22 protein-coding genes, 1 tRNA gene and 1 pseudogene are annotated in these 24,441 nt (G+C 62.7%); 10 read left to right on the forward strand and 14 right to left on the reverse strand.

The features are described 5' to 3' along the window. The first annotated feature begins 113 nt into the window (after nucleotides 1–113). From NKJ89_RS11175 to NKJ89_RS11190, 4 genes are read left to right on the forward strand one after another with little or no spacing between them, the layout of a single operon-like run. Nucleotides 114–1,121, forward strand: a complete 1,008-nt coding sequence (locus NKJ89_RS11175) for an ABC transporter permease (protein ID WP_352602332.1) — start codon at nucleotides 114–116, stop codon at nucleotides 1,119–1,121. A 1-nt stretch (nucleotide 1,122) separates the two neighbouring features. Further along, on the forward strand, nucleotides 1,123–2,259 hold the full coding sequence (locus NKJ89_RS11180; RefSeq protein ID WP_352602334.1) for an ABC transporter permease: 1,137 nt from the start codon (nucleotides 1,123–1,125) through the stop codon (nucleotides 2,257–2,259). Nucleotides 2,260–2,269: 10 nt separating this feature from the next. After that, nucleotides 2,270–3,937 (forward strand): ABC transporter ATP-binding protein, encoded by a 1,668-nt coding sequence (locus tag NKJ89_RS11185; protein WP_352602336.1) that lies wholly within the window; start codon nucleotides 2,270–2,272, stop codon nucleotides 3,935–3,937. A 19-nt stretch (nucleotides 3,938–3,956) separates the two neighbouring features. Then, complete coding sequence (locus NKJ89_RS11190; RefSeq protein ID WP_023758400.1) at nucleotides 3,957–5,327, forward strand: alpha-glucosidase/alpha-galactosidase; 1,371 nt, start codon at nucleotides 3,957–3,959, stop codon at nucleotides 5,325–5,327. 4 nt (nucleotides 5,328–5,331) lie between these two features. Here NKJ89_RS11190 and yacG read toward each other — a convergent pair whose 3' ends face one another. The 9 genes from yacG to NKJ89_RS11235 form a co-directional block, all read right to left on the reverse strand. Continuing rightward, complete coding sequence (gene yacG, locus NKJ89_RS11195) at nucleotides 5,332–5,529, reverse strand: DNA gyrase inhibitor YacG (RefSeq protein ID WP_352602338.1); 198 nt, start codon at nucleotides 5,527–5,529, stop codon at nucleotides 5,332–5,334. Continuing rightward, nucleotides 5,526–6,152: a Maf-like protein gene (locus NKJ89_RS11200; protein WP_352602340.1), complete on the reverse strand. Its 627-nt coding sequence runs from the start codon at nucleotides 6,150–6,152 to the stop codon at nucleotides 5,526–5,528. Before NKJ89_RS11200 ends, yacG begins: the two co-directional genes overlap by 4 nt. A gap of 21 nt (nucleotides 6,153–6,173) precedes the next feature. After that, on the reverse strand, nucleotides 6,174–6,392 hold the full coding sequence (infA, locus tag NKJ89_RS11205; protein ID WP_006200926.1) for a translation initiation factor IF-1: 219 nt from the start codon (nucleotides 6,390–6,392) through the stop codon (nucleotides 6,174–6,176). A 199-nt stretch (nucleotides 6,393–6,591) separates the two neighbouring features. Then, the gene (locus NKJ89_RS11210; RefSeq protein WP_352602443.1) at nucleotides 6,592–7,050 is read right to left on the reverse strand and encodes an arsenate-mycothiol transferase ArsC; all 459 of its coding nucleotides are present in this window, start codon (nucleotides 7,048–7,050) and stop codon (nucleotides 6,592–6,594) included. Between the two features lie 2 nt (nucleotides 7,051–7,052). Then, the gene (locus NKJ89_RS11215) at nucleotides 7,053–7,538 is read right to left on the reverse strand and encodes a UPF0262 family protein (RefSeq protein ID WP_352487184.1); all 486 of its coding nucleotides are present in this window, start codon (nucleotides 7,536–7,538) and stop codon (nucleotides 7,053–7,055) included. 6 nt (nucleotides 7,539–7,544) lie between these two features. After that, complete coding sequence (gene hisD / locus NKJ89_RS11220) at nucleotides 7,545–8,837, reverse strand: histidinol dehydrogenase (protein ID WP_352602342.1); 1,293 nt, start codon at nucleotides 8,835–8,837, stop codon at nucleotides 7,545–7,547. 7 nt (nucleotides 8,838–8,844) lie between these two features. Continuing rightward, entirely contained in the window at nucleotides 8,845–9,279 is a 435-nt protein-coding gene (locus NKJ89_RS11225) for a DUF2948 family protein (protein WP_023758394.1), read from the reverse strand. A gap of 91 nt (nucleotides 9,280–9,370) precedes the next feature. Then, nucleotides 9,371–10,663 carry a UDP-N-acetylglucosamine 1-carboxyvinyltransferase gene (gene murA, locus NKJ89_RS11230; protein ID WP_023758393.1) on the reverse strand — a complete coding sequence of 431 codons (1,293 nt, stop codon included), beginning with the start codon at nucleotides 10,661–10,663 and terminating at the stop codon, nucleotides 9,371–9,373. 147 nt (nucleotides 10,664–10,810) lie between these two features. Further along, nucleotides 10,811–10,987, reverse strand: a complete 177-nt coding sequence (locus NKJ89_RS11235; protein ID WP_352602344.1) for a hypothetical protein — start codon at nucleotides 10,985–10,987, stop codon at nucleotides 10,811–10,813. Between the two features lie 160 nt (nucleotides 10,988–11,147). On the opposite strand from NKJ89_RS11235, the gene NKJ89_RS11240 reads away from it, so the two are divergent. After that, nucleotides 11,148–11,222 (forward strand) — tRNA-Thr (locus NKJ89_RS11240). Between the two features lie 182 nt (nucleotides 11,223–11,404). On the opposite strand, the gene NKJ89_RS11245 is transcribed toward NKJ89_RS11240, so the two are convergent. The 4 genes from NKJ89_RS11245 to NKJ89_RS11260 all read right to left on the reverse strand — a co-directional run bounded on the left by NKJ89_RS11245 (nucleotide 11,405) and on the right by NKJ89_RS11260 (nucleotide 14,272). Beyond that, nucleotides 11,405–11,836 (reverse strand): YybH family protein, encoded by a 432-nt coding sequence (locus tag NKJ89_RS11245; RefSeq protein ID WP_352602445.1) that lies wholly within the window; start codon nucleotides 11,834–11,836, stop codon nucleotides 11,405–11,407. Between the two features lie 231 nt (nucleotides 11,837–12,067). Then, nucleotides 12,068–12,592, reverse strand: coding sequence for an OsmC family protein (locus tag NKJ89_RS11250; protein ID WP_352602346.1), 525 nt, complete (start codon nucleotides 12,590–12,592; stop codon nucleotides 12,068–12,070). A gap of 102 nt (nucleotides 12,593–12,694) precedes the next feature. Further along, the gene (locus NKJ89_RS11255) at nucleotides 12,695–13,231 is read right to left on the reverse strand and encodes a carboxymuconolactone decarboxylase family protein (protein ID WP_352602348.1); all 537 of its coding nucleotides are present in this window, start codon (nucleotides 13,229–13,231) and stop codon (nucleotides 12,695–12,697) included. Between the two features lie 87 nt (nucleotides 13,232–13,318). Next, nucleotides 13,319–14,272 (reverse strand): RNA polymerase sigma factor, encoded by a 954-nt coding sequence (locus NKJ89_RS11260; RefSeq protein WP_352602350.1) that lies wholly within the window; start codon nucleotides 14,270–14,272, stop codon nucleotides 13,319–13,321. A 378-nt stretch (nucleotides 14,273–14,650) separates the two neighbouring features. Between NKJ89_RS11260 and metH the strand changes: the two genes are divergently transcribed. The 3 genes from metH to NKJ89_RS11275 all read left to right on the forward strand — a co-directional run bounded on the left by metH (nucleotide 14,651) and on the right by NKJ89_RS11275 (nucleotide 21,355). Then, nucleotides 14,651–18,451 carry a methionine synthase gene (gene metH / locus NKJ89_RS11265; protein WP_352602352.1) on the forward strand — a complete coding sequence of 1,267 codons (3,801 nt, stop codon included), beginning with the start codon at nucleotides 14,651–14,653 and terminating at the stop codon, nucleotides 18,449–18,451. Between the two features lie 107 nt (nucleotides 18,452–18,558). Further along, nucleotides 18,559–19,953, forward strand: a complete 1,395-nt coding sequence (locus NKJ89_RS11270) for a multicopper oxidase family protein (RefSeq protein ID WP_352602354.1) — start codon at nucleotides 18,559–18,561, stop codon at nucleotides 19,951–19,953. 85 nt (nucleotides 19,954–20,038) lie between these two features. Next, a complete protein-coding gene (locus NKJ89_RS11275) occupies nucleotides 20,039–21,355 on the forward strand; it encodes an NAD(P)H-dependent oxidoreductase (protein ID WP_352602356.1) in 1,317 nt (438 codons plus the stop codon). A gap of 3 nt (nucleotides 21,356–21,358) precedes the next feature. Here the strand turns inward: NKJ89_RS11275 and proC are convergent, their stop codons facing one another. Beyond that, nucleotides 21,359–22,174: a pyrroline-5-carboxylate reductase gene (gene proC, locus NKJ89_RS11280; RefSeq protein ID WP_352602358.1), complete on the reverse strand. Its 816-nt coding sequence runs from the start codon at nucleotides 22,172–22,174 to the stop codon at nucleotides 21,359–21,361. A 263-nt stretch (nucleotides 22,175–22,437) separates the two neighbouring features. Here proC and NKJ89_RS35745 point away from each other — a divergent pair. Together NKJ89_RS35745 and folD are read left to right on the forward strand one after the other, a co-directional pair. Further along, nucleotides 22,438–22,650, forward strand: a pseudogene (locus NKJ89_RS35745) (hypothetical protein); the annotation flags it as partial. A gap of 846 nt (nucleotides 22,651–23,496) precedes the next feature. Then, nucleotides 23,497–24,396 carry a bifunctional methylenetetrahydrofolate dehydrogenase/methenyltetrahydrofolate cyclohydrolase FolD gene (gene folD, locus NKJ89_RS11290; RefSeq protein WP_023758378.1) on the forward strand — a complete coding sequence of 300 codons (900 nt, stop codon included), beginning with the start codon at nucleotides 23,497–23,499 and terminating at the stop codon, nucleotides 24,394–24,396. Nucleotides 24,397–24,441: the final 45 nt, after the last annotated feature.

Raw genomic sequence — 24,441 nt, forward strand, 5'->3', positions numbered from 1 at the left:
TTTACCTCCCCTGACTGAGAGAATTCGGGCCGCGCCGCCGGCGGGGCCCGACAAAGTCAACCTCCGGACGCATCCAAAGGGCGCGATCGGCGAGACAAGGAAACGGACCGTCCATGTTGCGATTCCTGCTCACGCGCATTGCGTCGGCAATACCGGTCCTCGCCATTTTGAGCCTGGTCACCTTTGCCATCATCCAGGCGCCGCCGGGCGATTATGCCGACTACATCCGCTCGCAGGCGATCAACCAAGGTGGAGCTTCCTTCGCCGAGGCCGACGCGCAGGCAAAGGCCTATCGCATCGAGCATGGTCTCGATAAGCCGCTGCCCGTCCAGTATCTCAACTGGATCGGTGGCATCATCACCCGCGGCGACTTCGGCTACAGCCTCTATTACAACAAGCCGGTCGCCGATGTGGTCGGCGAGCGGCTGCCGCGCACGCTCCTTCTGGCTTTGGTCTGCCATCTGCTCGCCTCGGTGCTGGGCATCGGCTTCGGCATTTGGGCGGCGACCCGGCAATATACCTGGATAGACAGCACGCTTTCGGCCATCTCCTTCCTCGGCATGACGGTGCCGCGCTTCCTGATGGCGCTGATCATCGTCTATCTCCTGGTCTTTCAGTTCAACGTATCGGAGATCGGCAGCTTCTTCTCGCCGCAATATGGCGGCGCTCCGTGGTCGTGGGCCAAATTCGTCGACCTGGTCAAGCATGTCTGGCCGGTCGTGGCGATCGCCACCTTCGGTGGTCTCGCCTACAATATGCGCGTCATGCGCGGCAATCTGCTCGACACGCTGAACGCGCAATATGTCGAGACTGCCAGGGCCAAGGGGCTGACCGGCACTGCCGTCGTCATGCGTCACGCCGTGCCCAACGCGCTGCACCCTCTCGTCATGTATCAGGGCGTGGTGCTGCCTTACATGCTCACCGGCGAGATCGAGACCGCGATCATCTTTGCGCTGCCAACCGTCGGCCCGGCGATCGTCGGCTCCATGGCTGTCGGCGACGTCTATGTCACCGCCACGTTCATGATGGTTTTGTCGGCAACGCTGATCGTCGGCAACATCATCGCCGACATGCTGCTTGTGCTGCTTGATCCGCGCGTGCGCCAGTTCGGGGAAAGCTGAGATGCTGGCTTTCGACAATCTGCCACCACCGCTGCCTGCCGAAGGCACAATCGAGAAGCCGCAGCGCGGCAATGAGAGCTATATCGCGCTTGTCTGGCGCCGGTTGAAGCGCTCCTGGACCGGCATGGCCGGGCTTTGGCTTGTCGTGCTCCTGTTGGTGATGGCCGTGTTCGCCGAGTTCATCGCGCCGATGGACCCGAAGGTCACGGACGTCGGCTTCGCTCCGCCGCAGGTGCCTGTTTTCCATGACAAGGACGGCGGTTTCACGGCTCGGCCAAGGGTCTATGCGCTCGCCGATTCGGCGGATCTCGATCCGGTCACCTTCCAGCCTGTCGTTGGTCCTGACTATGACCATCCGAGGCTGCTTGGTTTCTTTGCGCACGGCGCACCCTACAAGCTGTTCGGGCTCATACCGGCGGACCGGCATTTGTTCGGCTCGCTGGATGGCCAGCCGGTACATTTCCTCGGCACAGACAAATTCGGCCGCGACGTGCTGTCGCGCGCCATCCATGGCTCGCGCGTCTCGCTGATGATCGCGCTGACGGTCGTCTTCATCATCACCGTCATCGGCACCACCGTCGGCATGGTCTCCGGCTATTTCGGCGGCAGGTTCGATGTCTGGATGCAGCGCTTCGTCGACCTGGTGCTCGCTTTCCCGCAACTGCCGCTTTACCTGGCGCTGACGACATTGATCCCGGTTACTGCTCCCACCAACGTCTTTCTCGCTTTCGTCATCATCGTCATGTCGGCATTGGGTTGGGCGCAGATGTCGCGCGAGGTGCGCGGCAAGACTTTGGCGCTGGCGCGGATCGAGTATGTCCGCGCCGCCATGGCGGTCGGCGCCACCGACCGGCGCATCATCATGCAGCACATCTTCCCCAATGTGATGAGCCATGTGATCGTGGCCGTGACGTTGGCGATCCCGACGGTGGTGCTGCTCGAATCCTTCCTCGGTTTCCTCGGCTTCGCCGTCAAGCCGCCGCTGATCTCGTGGGGCCTGATGCTGCAGGATACCGCGACCTATTCGGTCATCGGCACCTATCCCTGGATCTTGTCGCCGGTCGGCTTCGTGCTCGTCACCGTCTTTGCCTTCAACGCGCTTGGCGACGGCCTGCGCGACGCCGTCGATCCCTACTGAGGTGGCACAGATGTCAGTCGCGCTCGCCGTATCCTTCGCACCGACCGTCCGCCACGATCACGACGGGCGCCAGGATCAGCCCGTCATCGACGCCCGCAACGTCGCCGTGGCCTTCAAGGTCGAGCATGGCGTCGTCGACGCGGTCAAGGACATCTCGTTCCAGCTCTATCGCGGCGAGACGATCGCCATCGTCGGCGAATCCGGTTCCGGCAAGTCGGTGACGGCGCGCACCGTCATGGGACTGCTGTCGCGGCGCGCCACGGTGTCGCCCGAATCGAGCGTGTGCTATGACGGACAAAACATCCTGAAGTTCCCCGAGAGCGCGAGGCGCAAGCTGCGCGGCAACCGCATTTCGATGATCTTCCAGGAGCCGATGAGCTCGCTCAACCCGATTTACACGGTCGGCAGCCAGATCGTCGAGGCGATCAGGGTGCATCGCAAGGTCAGCCGCAAGCAGGCCTGGGCGCGGGCACTGGAACTTCTACAGCACGTGCAGATTCCCGATCCCGCCGCGCGGCTCAGGCAATACCCGCACCAGCTGTCAGGCGGGCAGCGCCAGCGGGTGATGATCGCGATGGCGCTTGCCAACAATCCCGATGTCTTGATCGCCGATGAGCCGACCACGGCGCTCGATGTCACCGTCCAGGCGCAGATCCTGAACCTGATCCGCAGCCTGCAGAAAGAGCTGCGCATGGCGGTAATCCTGATTACCCACGACCTGACCGTCGTGCGCCAGTTCTCCGACTACGTCTATGTCATGCAGCATGGCGAAATGTGCGAGCACAACGTCACCGAACGGCTGTTTGCCGATCCGCAGCATCCCTATACGAGGCGGCTTCTGGCTTCCGAGCCGCGCGGGCAGCCGAAGCCGCTCCCCGCCGGCTGCGGCACCATCCTCGAGGCCAGCGGCGTGCGCGTCTCCTTCATGTTGCGCCACGGCACCTTCCTGAAACCGGACTGGCGCGAACTGGTCGCCGTCGACGGTCTCAGCCTCAGCCTGTGCCGCCATGAGACGCTGGGGCTGGTCGGTGAGTCCGGTTCCGGCAAGACCACCTTCGGCCAAGCCCTGCTCCGGTTGATTGACACCAAGCGCGGCGAGATACGCTTCGACGGCAAGCCGATTCACGGCCTGTCGCGGGCCGAGATGCGGCCCTTGCGATCGCGCATGCAGATCGTCTTCCAGGATCCGTTCTCTTCGCTCAACCCGCGCATGACGATCGGGCAGATCATCGAGGAAGGGCTGATCGTCAACAGCATAGGAGCGACGCGGCGCGAGCGGGTAGAGCGAGTGCGCGACGCGTTGGTCAGCGCCGGCATGCCAGGCGATATACTGTCGCGGTTTCCGCACGAATTCTCCGGCGGCCAGCGGCAACGCATCGCGATCGCTCGCGCCATAGCGCTCGAACCCGAATTCATCCTGCTCGACGAGCCGACATCGGCGCTGGACCTCTCCGTCCAGGCGCAGATCATCGACCTCTTGCGCAAGCTGCAGGACGAGCGCGGCCTGAGCTACCTCTTCATCTCGCATGACCTCAAGTTGGTGCGCGCGCTGTGCCACCGCGTCATCGTCATGCAGAACGGCAAGATCGTCGAGCAAGGCCCCGTCGACGACGTCCTGTCCAATCCCAAGACCGCCTACACCGAACGGCTCGTCAGGGCCGCTTTCGAAGTGGCCTGAACATATGCCGGAGATTAGCATGGCAAGAAATCCCAAGATCACGTTCATCGGCGCCGGCTCGACGGTGTTCATGAAGAACATTGTCGGCGACGTGCTGCAACGCCCGTCGCTTGCCGGCGCGACGATCGCGTTGATGGACGTCAATCCGCAACGGCTGGAAGAGAGCGCCATCGTCGTCAACAAGCTGATCGCGACGCTTGGCGTCAAGGCGAAGACCGAGACCCATTCGGACCAGCGCAAGGCGCTGGCCGGTGCCGATTTTGTCGTCGTCGCGTTCCAGATCGGCGGCTACGAGCCCTGCACGGTCACCGATTTCGAAGTGCCGAAGAAATACGGCCTGCGCCAGACGATCGCCGACACGCTCGGCGTCGGCGGCATTATGCGGGGGCTCCGGACCGTGCCGCATCTGTGGAAGGTCTGCGAGGACATGCTCGCCGTCTGCCCGCGGGCGATCATGCTGCAATATGTCAACCCGATGGCGATCAACACCTGGGCGATATCAGAGAAATATCCTGAGATCAGGCAGGTCGGCCTCTGCCATTCGGTGCAGGGCACGGCAATGGAGCTGGCGCACGATCTCGACCTTCCCTATGAGGAAATCCGCTATCGCTCGGCCGGCATCAACCACATGGCCTTTTATCTCAGCTTCGAGCATCGCCAGCCGGACGGTTCCTACCGCAATCTCTATCCAGATCTCGTGCGCGCCTATCGCGAAGGCCGCGCGCCCAAGCCCGGCTGGAACCCGCGCTGCCCCAACAAGGTGCGCTACGAGATGCTGACGAGGCTCGGCTATTTCGTCACCGAAAGCTCGGAGCATTTCGCCGAATACACGCCCTATTTCATCAAGGACGGACGCCCGGACCTGATCGAGAAGTACGGCATCCCGCTGGATGAGTATCCCAAGCGCTGCATCGAGCAGATCGAGCGCTGGAAGGGGCAGGCGGAAGCCTATCGTTCGGCCGATCGCATCGAAGTCGAGCAGTCGAAAGAGTATGCCTCCTCGATCATGAATTCGGTCTGGACCGGCGAACCGTCGGTGATCTACGGCAATGTCCGCAACAATGGCTGCATCACCTCGCTGCCTTTCGACTGCGCCGCCGAAGTGCCGTGCCTGGTCGACGCCTCCGGCATCCAGCCGACTTATATCGGCGAACTGCCGCCGCAATTGACCGCCTTGATCCGCACCAACATCAACGTGCAGGAACTGACGGTGCGGGCGCTGATGACGGAGAACCGAGAGCACATCTACCATGCAGCGATGATGGACCCGCATACCGCCGCCGAGCTTGATCTCGACCAGATCTGGTCACTGGTCGATGACCTACTCGCCGCTCACGGCGACTGGCTGCCGGCCTGGGCGCGCGTGAGGCGCAAGACCGAAGCCGCCTGACGACCTATTTCGGAGCGTTGGGGTCCGTCTCGCCCTCGTCGTCGCGGGCCGAGATGACATAGGCGCCCTTCAGCCAGCGATTGAGGTCGATGTCCTTGCAGCGCGTCGAGCAGAATGGATAGGTCTCGCGCGCCGACGGCTTGCCGCATTCGGGGCAGGGGCGTTTGGGCCGTAGCGGCGTCACCTTGTCGTCGATGCTCATGGCCGCGGCGATGACCAGCTTCGATGGATCTTGAAGCCTTCGCCGGATAGCAGCGCCACCGTCTCATAGAGCGGCAGCCCGACGACGTTGGTGTAGGAGCCGACCAGCTTGACGACGAAGGCGCCGGCGAGACCCTGGACAGCGTAGCCGCCGGCTTTGCCGCGCCATTCGCCCGAGGCGACATAGGCGTCGATCTCTTCGCGCGGCAGTCGCTTGAAGCGCACCCGCGTCTCGACCAGCCGTTGGCGGAGTTTGCCGCCCGGCGTGATCAGGCAGATGCCGGAATAGACCCGGTGCGAACGGCCGGACAACAGTCCGAGGCAGTTGGCGGCGTCGTCGAGCGTCTCGGCCTTGGGCAGGATGCGCCGCCCGACGGCCACCACCGTGTCCGCGGCCAGCACGAAGCCCGGCGCATAGTCGGCTTCGATTGTCAGCGAAGCGAATGCCTTCTCGGCCTTTTCCTTCGCCAGCCGCTTGGCCAGCGAGCGCGGATGCTCGGCACGCAGCGGCGTTTCGTCGACATCGGCAGGCAGCACGCGGTCCGGCTCGATACCGGCTTGCTGCAAGAGCTCGATTCGGCGCGGCGAACCCGAGGCAAGCACCAGCTTATGCAAAATGCTCATCGCGGACCAGTCGGGCTTTGCTTACTTGAAACGATAGGTGATGCGGCCCTTGGTCAGGTCGTATGGTGTCATTTCGACCAGAACCTTGTCGCCGGTCAGCACGCGGATGCGGTTCTTGCGCATGCGGCCGGCCGTATGGGCGATGATTTCGTGTTCGTTTTCGAGCTTTACCCGGAACATCGCGTTGGGCAACAATTCCGTCACGACACCCGGAAACTCGAGGACTTCTTCCTTCGGCATTCGATACCTTTGCTTGGATGGTAGTTCCGGCGCTTAGACCATGATGCCGAAAAGTGTGAAGCGGTTTTCGGACGACATCATGCTCTACTTCTTGGTTTAGAGGCGGATTCGGATTTCAGCTCGAACAGACCTGAAATCATCCGACTCTAGCCGGAATTTCGGCGGAACCTATATGATAATCGTTCGCTTGTGAACACGCTTAATCCGTCGCGTTTTTTGCTTCTGGAAGCAAGAAACGTCGACCTATGCGCAACTTCAGCCGCTCGCGTACGTCCCTGTAGGCTGCCATGATCTGATCGCGCGTGCCGCCGGCATCGGTGGGATCCGGCATCGGCCAGTATTCGACTTCGACGGCGAGCGAGCGGGTGAGTTCAAGCGCCGCATGGTGCGCTTCCGGAGCCAGCGTGACGATGAGGTCGAAATAGTCGTCCTCGAGATCGTCCATCGTCCTTGGGTGACGCTCGCCCAGCGTGAGACCCTCCTCGGCCAGCACCGCATCGACGAACGGATCGCGCTCGCCCGCGCGAACGCCGGCCGAGGCGACGAAGATGGTGGCAGGCAGCATGCGCCTCGCCAGTTGCTCCGCCATCGGCGAGCGCACGGCATTCATCCCGCACAGGAACAGGATCGAACGGGGAAGGCCGCCGCCGGGTGCCAGGGCTAGCCCCGCCAGTGCAGCACGCAGACCAGCGTGAACAGCCGGCGCGCCGTATCGAAGTCGATGTCGATCTTGCCGGAGAGCCGGTCCATCAGCGTCCGCGAACCCTCATTGTGCAGGCCGCGGCGGCCCATGTCGATCGCCTCGATGTGGCTAGGCGTCGAGGAGCGGATGGCATCGTAATAGCTTTCGCAGATCATGTAATAGTCCTTGACGATGCGCCTGAGCGGCGTCAGCGACAGGATGTGGGTGACGACGGCGGCGCCATCCTCTCGCGCCACGGCAAAGACCAGGCGCTGCTCGGCCAGCGACAGTTTCAGCCGATAGGGGCCGGCGCCGCTGTCATTGACGGGTCGAAAACTGTTTTCCTCGATCAGATCGAAGATCGCCACCGCGCGTTCATGCTCGACATCGGGTGTCGAACGGCCGATCGATTCATCGAGTTCGACATCGATCAGCCTGCCGCGGGTTTGATCGGAGTCCGACATGCCGGCCTACATATTCAACCGTATGGCGACGGAGCGGCCATGTGCTTCAAGGCCTTCCGCCTTGGCCAGCGCAATCGCCGCCGGCGCCAAGATCCGCAACTGCTCCGGCCCAAGCTTGAGGATCGAGGTGCGCTTGACGAAATCGAGCACGGACAGGCCGGACGAGAAACGTGCCGAGCGTGCCGTTGGCAGCACATGGTTGGATCCGCCGACATAGTCGCCGATAGCTTCCGGCGTATGGCGGCCGAGAAAGACGGCACCCGCATTGCGCATCCGGGCCAGAAAACCCTCGGCATCGTCGATTGCCAATTCGACGTGTTCGGCGGCGATACGGTCGACCAGCGGTAGCGCGGCGTCGATGGTGGGGACCTCGATCACGGCGCCGAAATCGCGCCAGCTTGCCGCCGCCGTTTCGGCGCGCGGCAGGTTCTGCAACTGGCGTTCGACCGCCTGTTCGACGGCGATGCCGAAGCCCGGGTCGTCGGTGACCAGGATCGACTGCGCCGACGCATCGTGCTCGGCCTGGGCTAGCAAATCGGCGGCGATCCAGTCCGGGTCGTTGCTGCCGTCAGCCACGACGAGCACTTCCGACGGCCCGGCGATCATGTCGATGCCGACGGTGCCGAACACCTGGCGCTTGGCTGCGGCGACATAGGCGTTGCCCGGGCCGACGATCTTCGCGACCGGCCGGATCGTTTCGGTTCCATAGGCAAGGGCTGCGATCGCCTGGGCGCCGCCGACGCGGTAGATTTCCGACACGCCTGATATATCGGCGGCCACCAGCACCAGCGGGTTGATGACGCCGCCGGGCGCCGGCACGACCATGACGATGCGCTCGACGCCGGCTACCCTGGCAGGTACGGCGTTCATCAGCACCGAGCTCGGATAGCTCGCCGTGCCGCCCGGCACATAGAGCCCGACCGCCTCGATCGCCGTCCAGCGCCAGCCGAGTTCGACGCCGGCGGCATCGCTATAGCGATCGTCCTTCGGCCGCTGCCGTTCGTGATGCGAGCGGATGCGGTCGCGCGCGAATTCCAGTGCCTCGATCGTTTTTGGGTCAGCGGCCTTGTAAGCCTGGGCGATGTCGTCCTTCGAGACGGCGATGCCTAATCCAGCCAGATCGGCGCGATCGAATTTCTGGGAATACTCGATCAACGCCGCGTCCCCCTCGGCGCGGACGCGCGCGATGATGTCGCGCACCGCGGCGTCGACATCGGCTGACACTTCCCGCTTGGTCAGGAGGAAGGCGGCGAAACGCTGCTCGAAATCGGCGTCGGACTGACGAAGCGTGATGGCCATCGGATGTTCAGGCCTTATGGATCGGGCGCGAGCTGGCTTCCCACGCGCCGCCGATGTCGGCAAGACGGGCCTCGATGCACTCGACATCGAGCATGATCGTGCCGCCGCCCGCAAAGATCAGCTCGACGATACCGGCCGGCTTGCTGATCTCGATGAAGCTGATCGCCAGCAGGGACAGGACCTCAGTCGGCTTGTCGCGGGCGATGCCGTTGGTCTTGGCACCGAGCACCCGGTCGAAATGCAGCACCGCCTGCCGCCGCTCATTGTGCTGGCGAAACAGGCCGGATTTGGCCTCCCACACGAAACGGTTCATGGTCATCAGGAAACGCTTGGCCGCGGGCAGGAATTCGAGGTCGCTGACCTTCATCACGGCATCCTGGACATGGGCCGAAACGATGCTCAGATCCTGGTCGTCGAGCGCGATAAGCTTAAGGGCAGTCATGCGGATTTCGCACCTGAAGGTTGATAACCGAACCTTCTGTTAGGCGGTCTTTCCCGTCCGCGCAACCGCACCGCACGGCCTTGCGATTGGCCTATGCGGAAATCCGCTCGATCACCGCGCCGCAGTTGGACAGCTTTTCTTCCAGCCGCTCGAAGCCGCGGTCGAGATGATAGACGCGGTTGACCGTCGTCTCGCCTTCGGCCGCCAGGCCGGCGATGACCAGCGAGACCGAGGCGCGAAGATCGGTCGCCATGACCGGCGCACCCTTCAATTTCGGCACGCCGTCGACGATTGCCGTCTGGCCCGAAAGCGTGATGTGGGCGCCGAGCCGGGCCAGTTCCTGCACATGCATGAAACGGTTTTCGAAGATCGTCTCGGTGATGCGCGACTTGCCCTTTGCCATCGTCATCAGGCCCATGAACTGCGCCTGCAAATCGGTCGGGAAGGCCGGGAAGGGCGCCGTCGTTACGTCGACTGGGGAAATGCCGGCGCCGTTGCGCTTCACACGAATGCCGGAATTGGTTTGCGTGATCTCCGCACCCGTCTGGGAGATCACGTCGAGCGCTGTCTGCAGCAGTTCGGGGCGTGCGCCCTCGAGCACGACGTCGCCGCCAGTCATTGCCACCGCCATTGCGTAGGTGCCGGTCTCGATGCGGTCGGGAATGACGCGCACGCGGGCACCCGACAGCGATTCGACGCCATCGATGGTGATAACAGGCGTGCCGGCGCCGGAAATCTTCGCGCCCATGGCATTGAGGCACTCGGCGAGGTTGACGATTTCGGGTTCGCAGGCGGCATTTTCCAGCACCGTCTCGCCCTTGGCGAGCGCCGCGGCCATCATCAGCACATGGGTGGCGCCGACAGAGACCTTCGGGAATACGTAGCGGTTGCCCACAAGACGGCCATTCCGGGTTTTGGCGATGACATAGCCGGTGTCGACATCGATGTCGGCGCCCAGCGCCTGCAAGCCTTCGAGGAACAGATCGACCGGGCGCGTGCCGATGGCGCAACCGCCGGGCAGCGACACCTTGGCCTCGCCCATGCGGGCCAGCAGCGGCCCGATCACCCAGAACGACGCCCGCATCTTCGATACCAGCTCGTAGGGCGCCGTCGTGTCGACGATGTTGCGGGCGGAGAAAGTGATGGTGCGCGAATAGCCTTCATTCTGCTTCTCGCGACGGCCATTGACCGAATAATCGACGCCGTGATTGCCCAGGATGCGGATCAACTGCTCGACATCGGCCAGATGCGGCACGTTTTCCAGCGTCAGCGTGTCGTCGGTCAAAAGCGAGGCGATCATCAGAGGCAGCGCCGCGTTTTTCGCGCCTGAGATCGGAATGCTTCCGGAGAGCTTGTTGCCCCCGACAATTCTGATGCGATCCATGGAAGAACGTCCCTCTCGGCTCAAAAAAGCCGGTTCAATCGTTTGAGTAGCGGCCCGTCTAGACCATTGGCCAATCTGGTTCAAGGAATTGGCTGGTTCAAGAAATAGGATTTCGCCCCGCCCCGGGCCAAGAGTGGCAGATTTGAGTTAATCTTTTTGTATTTCCTTCGCAGCGCCGATCCCGTCCGGCCGCTGATCCGCATCGCCGGCGCGCCGCGAGCGCGACTGCGCCTTGCGCTTCTGCAAATTGGCACGCAATTGCTCGGCCAGCCGGTCCTTGCGGTTGATGCCGCCCTTTTTTGCTGGGATTGTCTTGTCGTTCATGGTCCCGTCCGGGCCGGCGACCAGCCAGCCTGCCAATCAGGGATAGCCAACATTGTGGCGCCGCCATGTCAATAAAGCTATCCGGCAAAGGCTTTCACAGAAGCGTTGCACTTGGCCTTGCGCTTGCCGGTTCGATATGGCAGAAGCCCCGCCATCAGCGGCTGCGGTAGCTCAGTGGTAGAGCACTCCCTTGGTAAGGGAGAGGTCGAGAGTTCAATCCTCTCTCGCAGCACCATTACACAGGGGTGGTACACATAAGCTTGAGAATGCCTGGACCTCGGCGACATCCGAAGATCGGCGTCTATTATCTTTGGCGACGCGCGTCCTCGGATTTTAGGGATAGGCGTTCGGGCTGGTGTCGGGCGTGTAGATTAGGCCCGACTTTCTTTTGCCGGCGGCCAGCAAGCACTGGTCCTTCTACTCCCCGACAATGGACGTCGGTGAGCGTACCGAGGTTATCGGATCGGCATGACGAAGGACGATCCTCCACGCGCCTTCCTCCCGGCGGAAGATGGTGGTGACCCGAAGCGCAATCGGCACCAGTTTGTCGCCCCCGCCGACCTTGGATTGGAATCGCTCGACCTCGATGATGTATCCCAAGTCGGCCGTCGCATACTCGGAGATGCGCTCAAAGCCGATGGCCTTGCCGTGCCGGTAATTGGTGGCGGCCCGTTCCATGGTCTCAGCGACCTTTCTCCATCCCTTCGCCGGCGGGCCAAAGGGATTGGCAATTATGACGTCGTCCTGTCGCGAGTAGAGGCCTTTCAAGGGCTCAGGATCGCCCTTTACGAAGGCATCCAGAGCCAGATGATCCTGCTCGATAACTTTCGTTAGGTCGGAGGCTAACATCTTAACATTCCCACAGTCTTGCCATGCTTCCCAAAACTTCAGAAGCGGCAACTTGTTCCGTTAGCCTGCGCTAAAATGCCTGCCGCCTCCCGGCAGTGTCGTCGTGGGAACATGCACTGAAACATGCACTGAATGGAGAACAGTGCGACAGCCGAACTGCCCCAACAGGTCAGGAATGTTTGGGACAAAAGTCTGTGCGACCCATCAGGCCGGGCGAGTTCTGCGACGGGATCACGCCTGCTGAATCACCAATTCGCTGGTCATGGGAATTCCTCTGAGGGCCCCAAGCACCATGTTGTGGGAGATCGCGCGATCATGAATTTTCTCCAGGTCGGCGCGCGGCGCCGAAGAACACACGGTCGCGCGCAGGTGCAGGGACACATAGCAATGCCGGGCGTCCCTGGGCGCCGTGAGCCCATCAAGTCCGTCGAACTCGCCACGCGGGTCGAACACGCCTTCCGCGACAAAATCGACTGAACGCAGATCGACCCCCGCATGCGCTGCCAGCATCGGATAGTCCGAGCCGGCACACACCGCCGCCGCGGCAAAGATCTGCTCCCAGGGAAAGACTGCGGCCAGCGAATTGTCCTTGAGGCTCGCCGGTCGCTCCAGCAGCGGCGTTGTATAAGGATCGCTTGACTGCCGTTCGAAGCGGTAGCGGGCACGGTAGGTGCCACGCACCGCGTCACCGTGTTTCTTCAGCACGGATACGATGTCTTTGACCGTGCTGACGGATTCTCCGAAGACTATTGGCATTTTTACCTCCCTATAAAGTTACAATTCCACTCACTTCCTCGGTTGCCGACGGCGGCTGTCGCGGTCCGGCCTTGATCCGATAATGTGCCGACAAGGCTCGCCCTATTTGGCGGGCGCGGCCGCTTGGGTATCGCCGCCGAGATCTTTCTTGAAGGTTTCGAAATCGACCTGCATGCCGTTGAAGATGGTGCTCCAGTGGCGTGACACAGCGGCGATGGCGACGGCCTCTTCAATCTCGTCCTCCGTTGCGCCCGCCTGTTTTGCGCTCTCGGTGTCTTCCCAGATGCAATACTGGCAGGGAATTTGAGCGGAGACGGCGAGCGAGATCAAAGCCTTGACTTTCGGCGGCAGGGCGGTGTCGTTCGAGAATTGCAGAGCCTTCACCTCGGCCCAGGCGCCCGGCAGCGCCGCTTTTGAAACCTGATGGACAAAGCTTGGCACCGAGCCGAGCGTCCGCTCGACGTCCTTATAGGTGGCGTCGACCTCAGCCTGGCCGGCCCAGCCTAAGCCCGGTGACAAAAATGTGGCGCAGACGACAGTCGATGCGAACGCCGTTTGAAGGAAGCGGCGCGACCGGCGGGGTCCGAGCTTGCCGTGGTATGCGTTGGAAGCAATATGGTAAACTGCGAAGGCGGACATGATCTCTCTCCTCTGTGGAACCATTCGAGGCGGCGTTCTGTGATGGCCCCTTGCTCCAAGGAGTCACCGACGAGAGAAAAAGTTCGATCAATCATCCTCGATTCTGGGCGGGCGCGGCGAAAGATGAAGGTGCAAGCGTCGGGCCTTGCCGCCTCGTTGAAAGATCACCAGGACGACACCCGGCGGGCAGTGGAACGGGTCTTCGGGCGGATTGATGAATCGTCCTTCGATGACTGTGACATGGCTGCCGCTGAGAATGCGCTGGGGCTCGAGGCGGACGCCGGCTTCCGTGTCGGAGTCGACTTCCTCGGCAAGGAATGAACGCCCCAACACCGGTTCGCTCGCTCCACGGACCAGGTGAAGATCTTCCGCAAAGTGCCCGAGGAAGCGGTCGCGTTCGCCGTGCCGGTTGAGTCCATTGAAGATTTCGGAGTAAAATCGCTGGCGTTCGCAAGACTGTGAGCGAGCCCCTGCGTCGCCAAGGCCTGCCGTTTCGAGCAGCATCTCCGCCAGCTTGCGTTTGGCTTCCGACAAACGACTGCGAACCGTCCCAATCGGCACATCCAGAATGGCGGCCAGTTCCTGGTAGGACTGATAGCTTCCAAAATAGCGCAAGATTGCGGTGGCCTGCAGCGGCTCGGGAAGCTTGCGGAGGGCATCCCAAACCCATTCGCGAAGCGCGATTTTCTCCAGCCGCTCCTCGATGCCAGCGCGTTCGTCAGGGCGGTCGGGAATGTCGGCGGTCAAGATCTCGCGTCGTCTTCGACGCAATTGTTGCAGGCAGCATCGGTACAGCACAGCGCCAAGCCAGCCACCGACGGCTTGCGGATCCTTGAGTTCACCGATGCGCCTCAGCGCGATCAGGAACGTCTCATGCACTGCATCTTCGGCGTCAGATCCATAGCCGAGCATATTCAGCGCTGTCGCATAGAGCCGCGCGCGATGACGTTCCAGCAACAGGCCGAGGCAACCACAATCACCGCCCCGAGCGGCAACTGCCAGTTCGGCATCATTCGGCACGATACGAGTTTCGTAGCTCATCGACTGAAAGATGCACCAACCGGCGAAAAAGTTCGAATGCTTGTTCAGGCTTCGTCACCATCCGTGTTCGGCACCAGATCACCAGTAAGCTTTGAGCAGGCTTTGAATTGGGTTATGATCCTCGACCATCGCTCCCAGATCCGTCAGCGTGCAGCGCGGCGCCACTTCAGCTCCGCAACGACCGGCCCGAAGCGGGGTCCGTGAAACCACGCTCGTTCGTGCCGCCTTCTCCTCGTCCAGCCGCCTTGCGCCGACGGAACGATCGCGCTGGGAAGCCAACGCTTGCAACAGCGCGTGACAATGATGAGCGTCTGCCGTATATTGACATAAAGATATCCTTATGTGACACGAACAGGCTTGTCGCCAGGGGGATAAAAAATGTCGCAGAATTCTGCATCGCTGGACGCATTGTTCGGCTCTGTCGCGGCAAAGCCCGATGGGTCGGAGGTGCTTGCGGCGCTCACGGCGGCGGCTAGCGAACGCATCCTCATCCTTGACGGTGCCATGGGCACGCAGATCCAGGGCCTGGGTTTCGATGAAGACCAGTTTCGCGGCGAAGCCTTCGCCGGCTGCGCCTGCCACCAGCAAGGCAACAATGATCTTTTGATCCTGACGCAGCCGCAGGCGATCGAGGAAATCCACTATCAATATGCCATCGCAGGCGCGGATATCCTGGAGACCAACACCTTCTCCTCGACGTCGATCGCCCAGGCCGATTACGGCATGGAGGATGCCGTCTACGCGCTGAATCGCGACGGAGCGCGGCTGGTGCGGCGCGCCGCGTTGAGAGCACAGCAGCGGGATGGCAAGCGCCGCTTCGTCGCCGGTGCGCTCGGGCCAACCAACCGCACCGCTTCGATGTCGCCTGATGTCAACAATCCGGGCTATCGCGCCGTGACCTTCGACGAATTGCGCCTCGCCTATGGCGAGCAGCTGCGCGGCCTGATCGATGGCGGCGCCGACATCATCCTGATCGAGACCATCTTCGACACGCTGAACGCGAAGGCGGCGATTTTCGCGGCAGAGGAGATCTTCAACGAGAAGGGCGTGCGCCTGCCGGTGATGATTTCCGGCACCATCACAGACCTCTCCGGCCGCACACTGTCGGGCCAGACGCCGACCGCCTTCTGGCATTCGGTGCGGCATGCGAGCCCCTTCACCATCGGCCTCAACTGCGCGCTCGGCGCCAATGCCATGCGCGAGCATCTGGCCGAGATATCAGGCGTCGCCAACACTTTTGTCTGCGCCTATCCAAATGCCGGCCTGCCCAATGAATTCGGCCGTTATGACGAGAGCCCGGAATTCATGGCGGCGCAGATCGAGGATTTCGCTCGCGAGGGGCTGGTCAATGTCGTCGGCGGCTGCTGCGGTTCGACGCCCGAGCACATCCGCGCCATCGCCGAGGCGGTGCGGAAATATCCGCCGCGCGCCATTCCCGACATCGAGCGCAAGATGCGCCTGTCCGGGTTGGAACCGTTCACGCTGACGGATGAGATTCCCTTCGTCAATGTCGGCGAGCGCACCAATGTCACCGGCTCAGCCAGGTTCCGCAAGCTGATCACGGCGGGTGACTATGTCGCCGCGCTCGACGTGGCGCGCGACCAGGTCGCCAACGGCGCGCAGATCATCGACATCAACATGGACGAAGGCCTGATCGATTCGAAGAAGGCGATGGTGGAGTATCTCAACCTGATCGCCGCCGAACCCGACATCGCCCGTGTCCCGGTGATGGTCGACAGTTCGAAATGGGAGATCATCGAGGCCGGCCTTAAATGCGTGCAGGGCAAGCCGCTGGTCAATTCCATCTCGATGAAGGAAGGCGAGGCGGCATTCCTGCATCACGCCAGGCTCGTGCGCGCCTATGGCGCCGCCGTGGTCGTCATGGCGTTCGACGAGGATGGCCAGGCCGACACCAAGGCGCGCAAGGTCGAAATCTGCACCCGCGCCTACAAGCTTTTGACCGAACAGGCCGGCTTCCCGCCCGAGGATATCGTCTTCGACCCCAATGTCTTCGCCATTGCCACCGGCATCGAGGAGCACGACAATTACGGCGTCGACTTCATCGAAGCGGCGGGCGAGATCACCGGGACGCTGCCGCATGTCCACATTTCCGGCGGTGTGTCGAACCTCTCCTTCTCATTCCGCGGCAATGAGCCGGTGCGCGAGGCCATGCATGCCGTGTTCCTCTACCATGCCATCCAGCGCGGCATGGATATGGGGATCGTCAATGCCGGCCAGCTCGCCGTCTACGACACGATCGAGCCGGTGCTGCGCGAGGCCTGCGAGGATGTCGTGCTCAACCGTGTGCCCAAGGCCGGCGGCACCGCCACTGAACGCATGCTGGAGATCGCCGAACGCTTCAAGGGCGCGGCGGGCCAAGAAGCCAAGGAGCGCGATCTTGCCTGGCGCGAACTGCCGGTCGAACAGCGGATCAGCCATGCGCTGGTCAACGGCATCACCGAGTTCATCGACGCCGACACCGAGGAAGCGCGGCTTGCCGCCGAGCGCCCGCTGCATGTCATCGAAGGCCCGCTGATGGCCGGCATGAACGTCGTCGGCGACCTGTTCGGCGCGGGAAAGATGTTCCTGCCGCAAGTGGTGAAGTCCGCGCGGGTGATGAAGCAGGCGGTGGCGGGACTACTGCCGCATATGGAAGCCGAGAAGTTGGCCAACGCCGCCAATGGCATCGACAATGGCGAACGCCAGACGGCGGGCAAGATCCTGATGGCGACGGTGAAGGGCGATGTCCACGACATCGGCAAGAACATCGTCGGCGTCGTGCTCGCCTGCAACAATTACGAGATCATCGATCTCGGCGTCATGGTGCCGGCGGCAAAGATCCTGCAGACGGCGCGCGAGAGACAAGTCGACATCATCGGACTGTCAGGCCTGATCACGCCATCGCTCGATGAAATGGCGCATATGGCCGCCGAGATGGAGCGCGAAGGCTTCGACATCCCGCTGCTGATCGGCGGCGCGACGACCAGCCGCGTGCACACGGCGGTGAAGATCCACCCGCGCTACACCAAGGGACAAGCGGTCTATGTCACCGACGCCAGCCGGGCGGTCGGCGTGGTCTCAGCCTTGCTGTCGAACGAAACCAGGGGCGGCTACGTCGACACGGTGCGCGCCGAATACAAGAAGGTCGCCGACGCGCATGCCCGCTCCGAAGCCGACAAGCAGCGGCTGCCGCTGGCCAAGGCGAGGGCCAATGCGCATCGGCTCGACTGGTCTGAATATGAGCCGCCGAAGCCGTCCTTCACAGGCGTGAAGGTCTTCGAGAATTGGGACCTGGCCGAACTCGCGCGCTACATCGACTGGACGCCGTTCTTCCAGACCTGGGAGCTGAAGGGCCGTTATCCAAAAATCCTTGAAGACGAAGCGCAAGGACCCGCCGCGCGCCAGTTGTTCGAGGATGCGCAGGCGATGCTGAAAAAGATCATCGCCGAAAAATGGTTTGCGCCACGCGGCGTCATCGGCTTCTGGCCGGCCAACACCGTCGGCGACGACATCAGGCTGTTCACGGATGACAAGCGCTCAAAGGAACTGGCGACCTTCTTCACCCTGCGCCAGCAACTGACCAAGCGCGACGGCAAGGCCAATGTCGCGCTGTCGGATTTCGTCGCGCCAATGGACAGCGGCAAGCCCGACTATATCGGCGGCTTCATCGTCACCGCCGGCATCGAGGAGGTGGCGATCGCCGAGCGCTTCGAGCGCGCCAATGACGACTATTCCTCGATCATGGTCAAGGCGCTGGCCGACCGTTTCGCCGAGGCCTTTGCCGAGTGCATGCATGAGAAGGTGCGCAGGGAGTTCTGGGGCTACGCGCCAGACGAATCATTGGCGCCCGACGAGCTGATCGGCGAACCCTATCGCGGCATCCGCCCGGCGCCAGGCTATCCGGCGCAGCCCGACCATACCGAAAAGGCCACGCTGTTCCGGCTGCTCGACGGTGAGCGCAATGCGGGCGTGAGCCTGACCGAAAGCTATGCGATGTGGCCGGGCTCGTCCGTGTCAGGCATCTATCTGTCGCATCCCGAAAGCTATTATTTCGGCGTCGCCAAGGTCGAGCGCGACCAGGTCGAGGATTATGCGCGCCGCAAGGCGATGCCGTTGGCGGAGGTCGAGCGCTGGCTCGGCCCCATCCTCAACTACGTGCCGGCATGCCGAGGCGGCTGAATAGCGGCGGCATGCCTTCAATAGAATTTGCACTGGTTGCCGGCTCGTGATCCATGGCGTGACGGTTACACCTTCGCGTGCAGTCGCCTTTGCAGTTGGAGCGCCGAATGACCCTAATCACACGCCGCAGACTTTTGAAAACGGCTGCGGTTGCCGGCGCGGGCGGGATCGGGCTTTCGGCCATGGGTCGGCTTGGCGGCTGGGCGGCTGCCACGCCTGAGCCGGTGGTCTTGCAGACGGCAAAGACCCAGGCGAAGCTGATGGATGTCGGCCAGACCAGGGATGTGCTGACCTACGGCAATGCCGGAATGCCGCCCGTGCTCAGAATGAAAAAGGGCGAGCCCTTCGCCGCTCGTCTTGTCAACGCGATCGACGATCCGACGACGATTCATTGGCATGGCATTCGCGTGCCCAATAAGATGGACGGCGTCCCGTTTCTGGTTCAGCCTTATGTCTACACCGGCGATCATTTCGACTACGCCTTCACGCCGCCCGACGCCGGCACTTTCTGGTATCACCCGCATTGCAACACGTTGGAGCAGATGGGCCACGGCCTGACAGGCGTCATCGTGGTCGAGAATCCGAACGATCCGAAATTCGATGCCGAGGTCGTCCTCAATCTGCGCGACTGGCGCCTCGGTGACGACGGCCAGTTCATAGACCAGTTCCGCCCGCGCGATGCTGCGAGAACCGGCACCTATGGCACGGTGCGCACCGCCAACTGGCTCGACCAGCCGCAATATGACGCGCCGGCCGGAGGGCTGGTGCGGCTCAGGATCGCCATCACCGACGTCACGCGCATCTATGCCTTTCGTGTCGATGGCGCCGAGGCGACAGTCATCGCATTGGACGGCAATCCGGTGCAGCAGCGTTTTTCCCCCGATGCCTTGCTGCTTGGCCCCGGCCAACGCTTGGAACTGGCCATCCGTATGCCCGATGGCGAGGGTGCGAGTGTCAGCTTGAGAGACGTCAGGGGCACCAAGCCCAAGGTGCTTGCGACCCTGCGCACGACCGGAAGCTCGCTCAAGCGTGATATCAGCGATGTTGCACCCCTGGAACTCAATCCGGTGGCGGAAGTGGATCTCACCAGCGCCAAGCATATTTCCCTGGCTCTGAGCGCCACTGCGGAAAACGTCCCGAGCGATGGCATCTGCGGTTCGCTTGGCTACAGCTTTTGGGCCATCAACAAGGTGCCGTGGCCCGGCGATGCGCCGGATCCGACCGCGCCGCTGGCAGAATTGAAGCTCGGCGGGAGCTATGTCATCGACATGGAAAATTTGACGCCGCAATCCCATCCGATGCATCTGCACGGCATGAGCTTCAAAGTGCTGTCGTCCTCGACGCGCCAGGTTCAGCCCGTGATTTCCGATACGTATCTCATCCAGCCCAACGAGAAGGTTCAGCTCGGCTTCGTCGCCGACAATCCCGGCGACTGGCTGCTGCACTGCCACATCATCGAGCACCAGAAGTCGGGAATGACGAGCTACGTCAGGGTGGTCTGAAGTCGCGGCCGAGGGTTTCGTTGGCAAAGGAGGGCGGTTCCCTGCTATTGCCGCCTCCAACTCAAGAACCATGGGACATTCCTGCATGACCAATGTCGCCCTGACCGGCCTTGCCCGGGATCTCGCCAGGCGTGCCGCCGAGGGCCGCCCTGTGCGCATCGGCGTCATCGGTTCGGGCGAGATGGGCACCGATCTGGTCACGCAAGGCATGCTGATGCCGGGCATTTCGGTCTGCGCCGTTTCTACACGCCGCCCGCACACCGCGCGCGATGCCATCCGTATCGCCTATGGCGATGAAGCCATGGCGGTCGAAGCCGGCACCGCGTCGAAAGTCACCGGCGCCATCGAGAACGGCAAGATCGCCATCACCTCCAACGAGATGCTGGTCACCAATCCGTTGATCGATGTCGTCATCGACGCCACCGGCAAGCCGGGTGTTGCCGCCGATTTCGACCTGATGGCGATGGAGCACGGCAAGCATCTGGTGATGATGAACGTCGAGGCCGACGTCACCATCGGCTGCTATCTCAAACAGCAAGCCGACCGGCTTGGCGTCGTCTATTCGGTCGGCGCAGGCGACGAGCCGTCGAGCTGCATGGAACTGATCGAGTTTGCGTCGGCGCTCGGGCTAACCATCGTCTCGGCCGGCAAGGGCAAGAACAACCCCCTCAACCACGATGCCGTGCCGGACGACTACCGCGAGGAAGCGATCCGCCGCAACATGAACCCGCGCATGCTGGTCGAGTTCGTCGACGGTTCCAAGACCATGGTCGAGATGTGCGCCATCGCCAACGCCACCGGGCTGGTGCCCGATGTGCCCGGCATGCACGGCCCGAAGGCCGACCGCGACGATCTCGCCAAAGTGCTCATTCCGCGCGAGGATGGCGGTCTGTTGCTGAAGAAAGGCGTTGTCGACTACACGGTCGGCAAGGGCGTCGCGCCCGGCGTCTTCGTCATCGTCGAGGCGACGCATCCGCGCATCATCGAGCGCATGGACGATCTGCATATCGGCCACGGCCCCTATTACAGCCTGTTCCGGCCCTATCATCTGACTTCGCTGGAGGTGCCGCTGACCGCTGCCCGCATCATGCTTTTCGGCAAGCCCGACATGGTGCCGCTGCCGCGGCCGGTCGCCGAAGTGTGTGCCGTTGCCAAGCGCGACCTTGCCGCCGGCGAAATCTTCGATGCGATCGGCGAGACTTGCTACCGCTCCTGGACCATGACCGTCGGCGAAGCCCGTGCCCAGCGCGCCGTGCCGGTCGGCCTGCTCGAAGGCGGCAGGGTGCTGAAGCCGGTCAGGAAAGGCGAATTGCTGACTGCGGATAATGCCGTACCCGACCAGACGACGAGGCTGTTCGCCTTGCGCCGGCTGCAGGACGAGATGCTGTATGGGGCGAACTGAGCTCTATTTGCCCAGCTCGATCGACCGCAGCCGCGCAGCCTCCACCGCCTCTGTGAGAAGGCGCGTCAGCCGGTCCTCACCCATCAGCACCTCCAGCGCCGCGGCCGTCGTCCCCTTGGGGCTGGTGACCTGCTGGCGCAGCACGCCCGGCTCCTCACCGCTTTCGGCGGCGAGCGAGGCGGCGCCGTAGACGGTCTGCATGGCGAGCAGCTTGGCGGTCGCTGTCGGCAGGCCGGCCTTCTCGGCGGCCACGGTCAGCGCCTCGATGAAATGGAAGATATAGGCCGGGCCCGATCCCGACACGGCGGTCACCGCGTCCATCAGGCCCTCGTCGTCGATGGTGGTCACTTCGCCGCTCGCCGACAAAAGGTCGGCGACGAAACGCTTGGTGTCGTCGGAAACCAGGGGATTGGAAAACACCACCATCATGCCCTTGCCGATCGCCGCGGGCGTGTTGGGCATGCAGCGCACAACCGGCGCAAGAGTGCCCAGGATGTCCTCGAAGGTGGCGGTAGGCGTGCCGGCGGCGATGCTGACGTAGGTGGTGCGGCCATCGGCGAACCGCTTGTAGGCGGCGGTAACATCGCGGATCACCTGCGGCTTCACCGCAATGACGACCAGATCGGGCACGGCATCGGCTGGAATGCTGCCCGGATCGGCTGATGTGGCGCAGCCTAGCGTTGCCGCACGATTGCGCAGATCGGCATTGGGCTCGACCACGAAAACCGCCGACGGCGCAAGCTTGCCGGATTTCAGCCAGCCCGAGAGCATGGCGTAGCCCATATTGCCGCAGCCGGCGAGAACAAGCCTGATCGTCATGGAAAGCCTCCGAAGCAAGGCCTTCACATAGACGCTGGCTGTTCCCTGGGGAAGCCCCCGTCAGGACGAACGGGAGATCGCGTGCTGCGATTGGGATCATGCAATGCCATCGGCCGCAGCGTGTTTTGCAAATAGATGCAATTACAGAGGGAGGCCGCTCTGTCGGCGCGAAAAATTAACTTTTTGTTTTCCATGCCTGTTTAGCGTGGCTTAACGAATGGCCAATCGCGTTCGCAGGTCGCCAAGGAGTAGAGTTCCAGACGATGGTCGACAGGGAAAACCGCGAAGACTGGAAGCGCGAGCGCTCGTTGCTGGCGCTTGGCCAGGCTGTGCGTGGCGACGAACCCGACGCATCCCTGGTCTCGATCGGAGACCGGGCGGACCCGTCATGGCGCGAGGATGCCGCCACGCGTCATCGTCTCGCCCGTTCACAACGCGAAACGCCAACGAACCCGAAGCTGTCGCCTGCGACAGGCGGGTATCAGGCTGGCCATGAGTCGGCCTCGTCGATGAACCATGCGCAAACCACGCCACAGCCACAGACACAGCCCGGCCGGGTCCGAGCGTTGCTGTCGTGGTTGCATAAGGCCGTGTTCCGCAAGCCGGTCCCGGAGGAGCCCTTCGATACCCACGGTTGGGTATCCGCTGAAAACGCGATATCAACGCAAGATCCGACGTACTCTCCCTATTCGCAGTCGGCGCCGGCCATTGCGCCTCGGCAGCCAGTTCCCGCTGCTTACCCGCCGCCTTTCCAGCCCGGCGGCCATTCTCCCTTTCCGCCGCAGATGGCGCAGCCGCCTCAGCCTCCGCAAATGGTGCCGCCGCGAGCGTATTCGGGCCCGCAACTCTATCCCTACGCGCAGCCTTTGGCCTACATACAGCAGCCAGACTATCCACGTCCGCAATCTACGTCGGCCCCCAATGCCGGCCAGCCCTCCTATCCGCCTCAGCCTGCCCCTGCGCCTCCGCCCTTCCCGCGGCAGCAGTCATCCCAGCCTCGCCAGCCATCGGTAGAGGCGCGGCAGGCCGCGGAGGATGTCGAACCGCAAGCGCCGATCGAGGAAATCCGCGCCAGCCTGCGCGAATTCCGTGAAGCGGTCCGCGAACTCACCGAGAGCCGCGCGCGTCGCCGGTACTTCTGAGCCACAAAATTCTTCGCCGTGTCGTACAAAAGCATGCCGGTTTCGCGTAAACGGCATGGGACGGCGCTTTGGCGGGATTGCGTGTGGGAATTTTCGTGAAGATGCCACGCTGTTAAAGATCAGAAAGCGCGTCGCTTCCCGAAGCGTCGCGCTTGGGCATTTTGGTGTTGAGGGTGGTCCATGGCCGAAGTGATTGATGGTAAGAGCGTTGCCGAAGACGTGGTGCGGACGGTCAAGATCCTGACCGCCGAGCTTGTCGCCAAAGGCAAGGCCAAGCCCGGTCTTGCAGTGGTCATCGTCGGCGAGGATCCGGCCAGCCAGGTCTATGTCGCTTCCAAATCGCGCACCGCGAAGGAATGCGGCTTTCATTCAGTGCAGCACACGCTGTCGGCCGAAACCTCGGAACCGGCATTGCTGGAGATCATCGGCGACCTTAACGCCGATCCGGCCATCAACGGCATCCTGGTGCAGCTTCCGCTGCCGGCCCATATCGATGCCGGCAAGATCATCCAGACCATCGCGCCGGAAAAGGATGTCGACGGCTTCCATTTCATCAATGTCGGCAAGCTCGGCACCGGTGAACTCGAGACTGCCTTCGTGCCCTGCACGCCGGCCGGCTCGATGCTTCTGATCGAGCGGGTGCGCGGCAAGGATTTGTCCGGCCTCAATGCGGTCGTCGTCGGCCGCTCCAACATCGTCGGCAAGCCGATGGCCAACCTCCTGCTTGCCGCCAATTGCACCGTCACCATCGCCCACAGCCGCACCAAAGACCTGCCGGCACTTGCCCGCACCGCCGACATTCTGGTCGCGGCCGTCGGCCGGCCGGAGATGATCAAGGGCGATTGGGTGAAGCCTGGCGCCACCGTCGTCGATGTCGGCATCAACCGCATTCCCGCACCAGAGAAGGGTGAGGGCAAGTCGCGCCTCGTCGGCGACGTTGCCTATGCCGAAGCGGCCAAGGCCGCCGGAGCCATCACGCCGGTTCCCGGTGGTGTCGGGCCGATGACCATTGCCATGCTGATGGCCAATACGTTAGCCTCGGCCTACCTTGCGGCCGGATTGAAACGGCCGTCCTTCTGACCGCCAGAAAGCCGCAGCTTTGCCGAACTCCACTATTCCCCCGGA

The organism is Mesorhizobium sp. M0047, assembly GCF_040323315.1.
GTDB lineage: Bacteria > Pseudomonadota > Alphaproteobacteria > Rhizobiales > Rhizobiaceae > Mesorhizobium.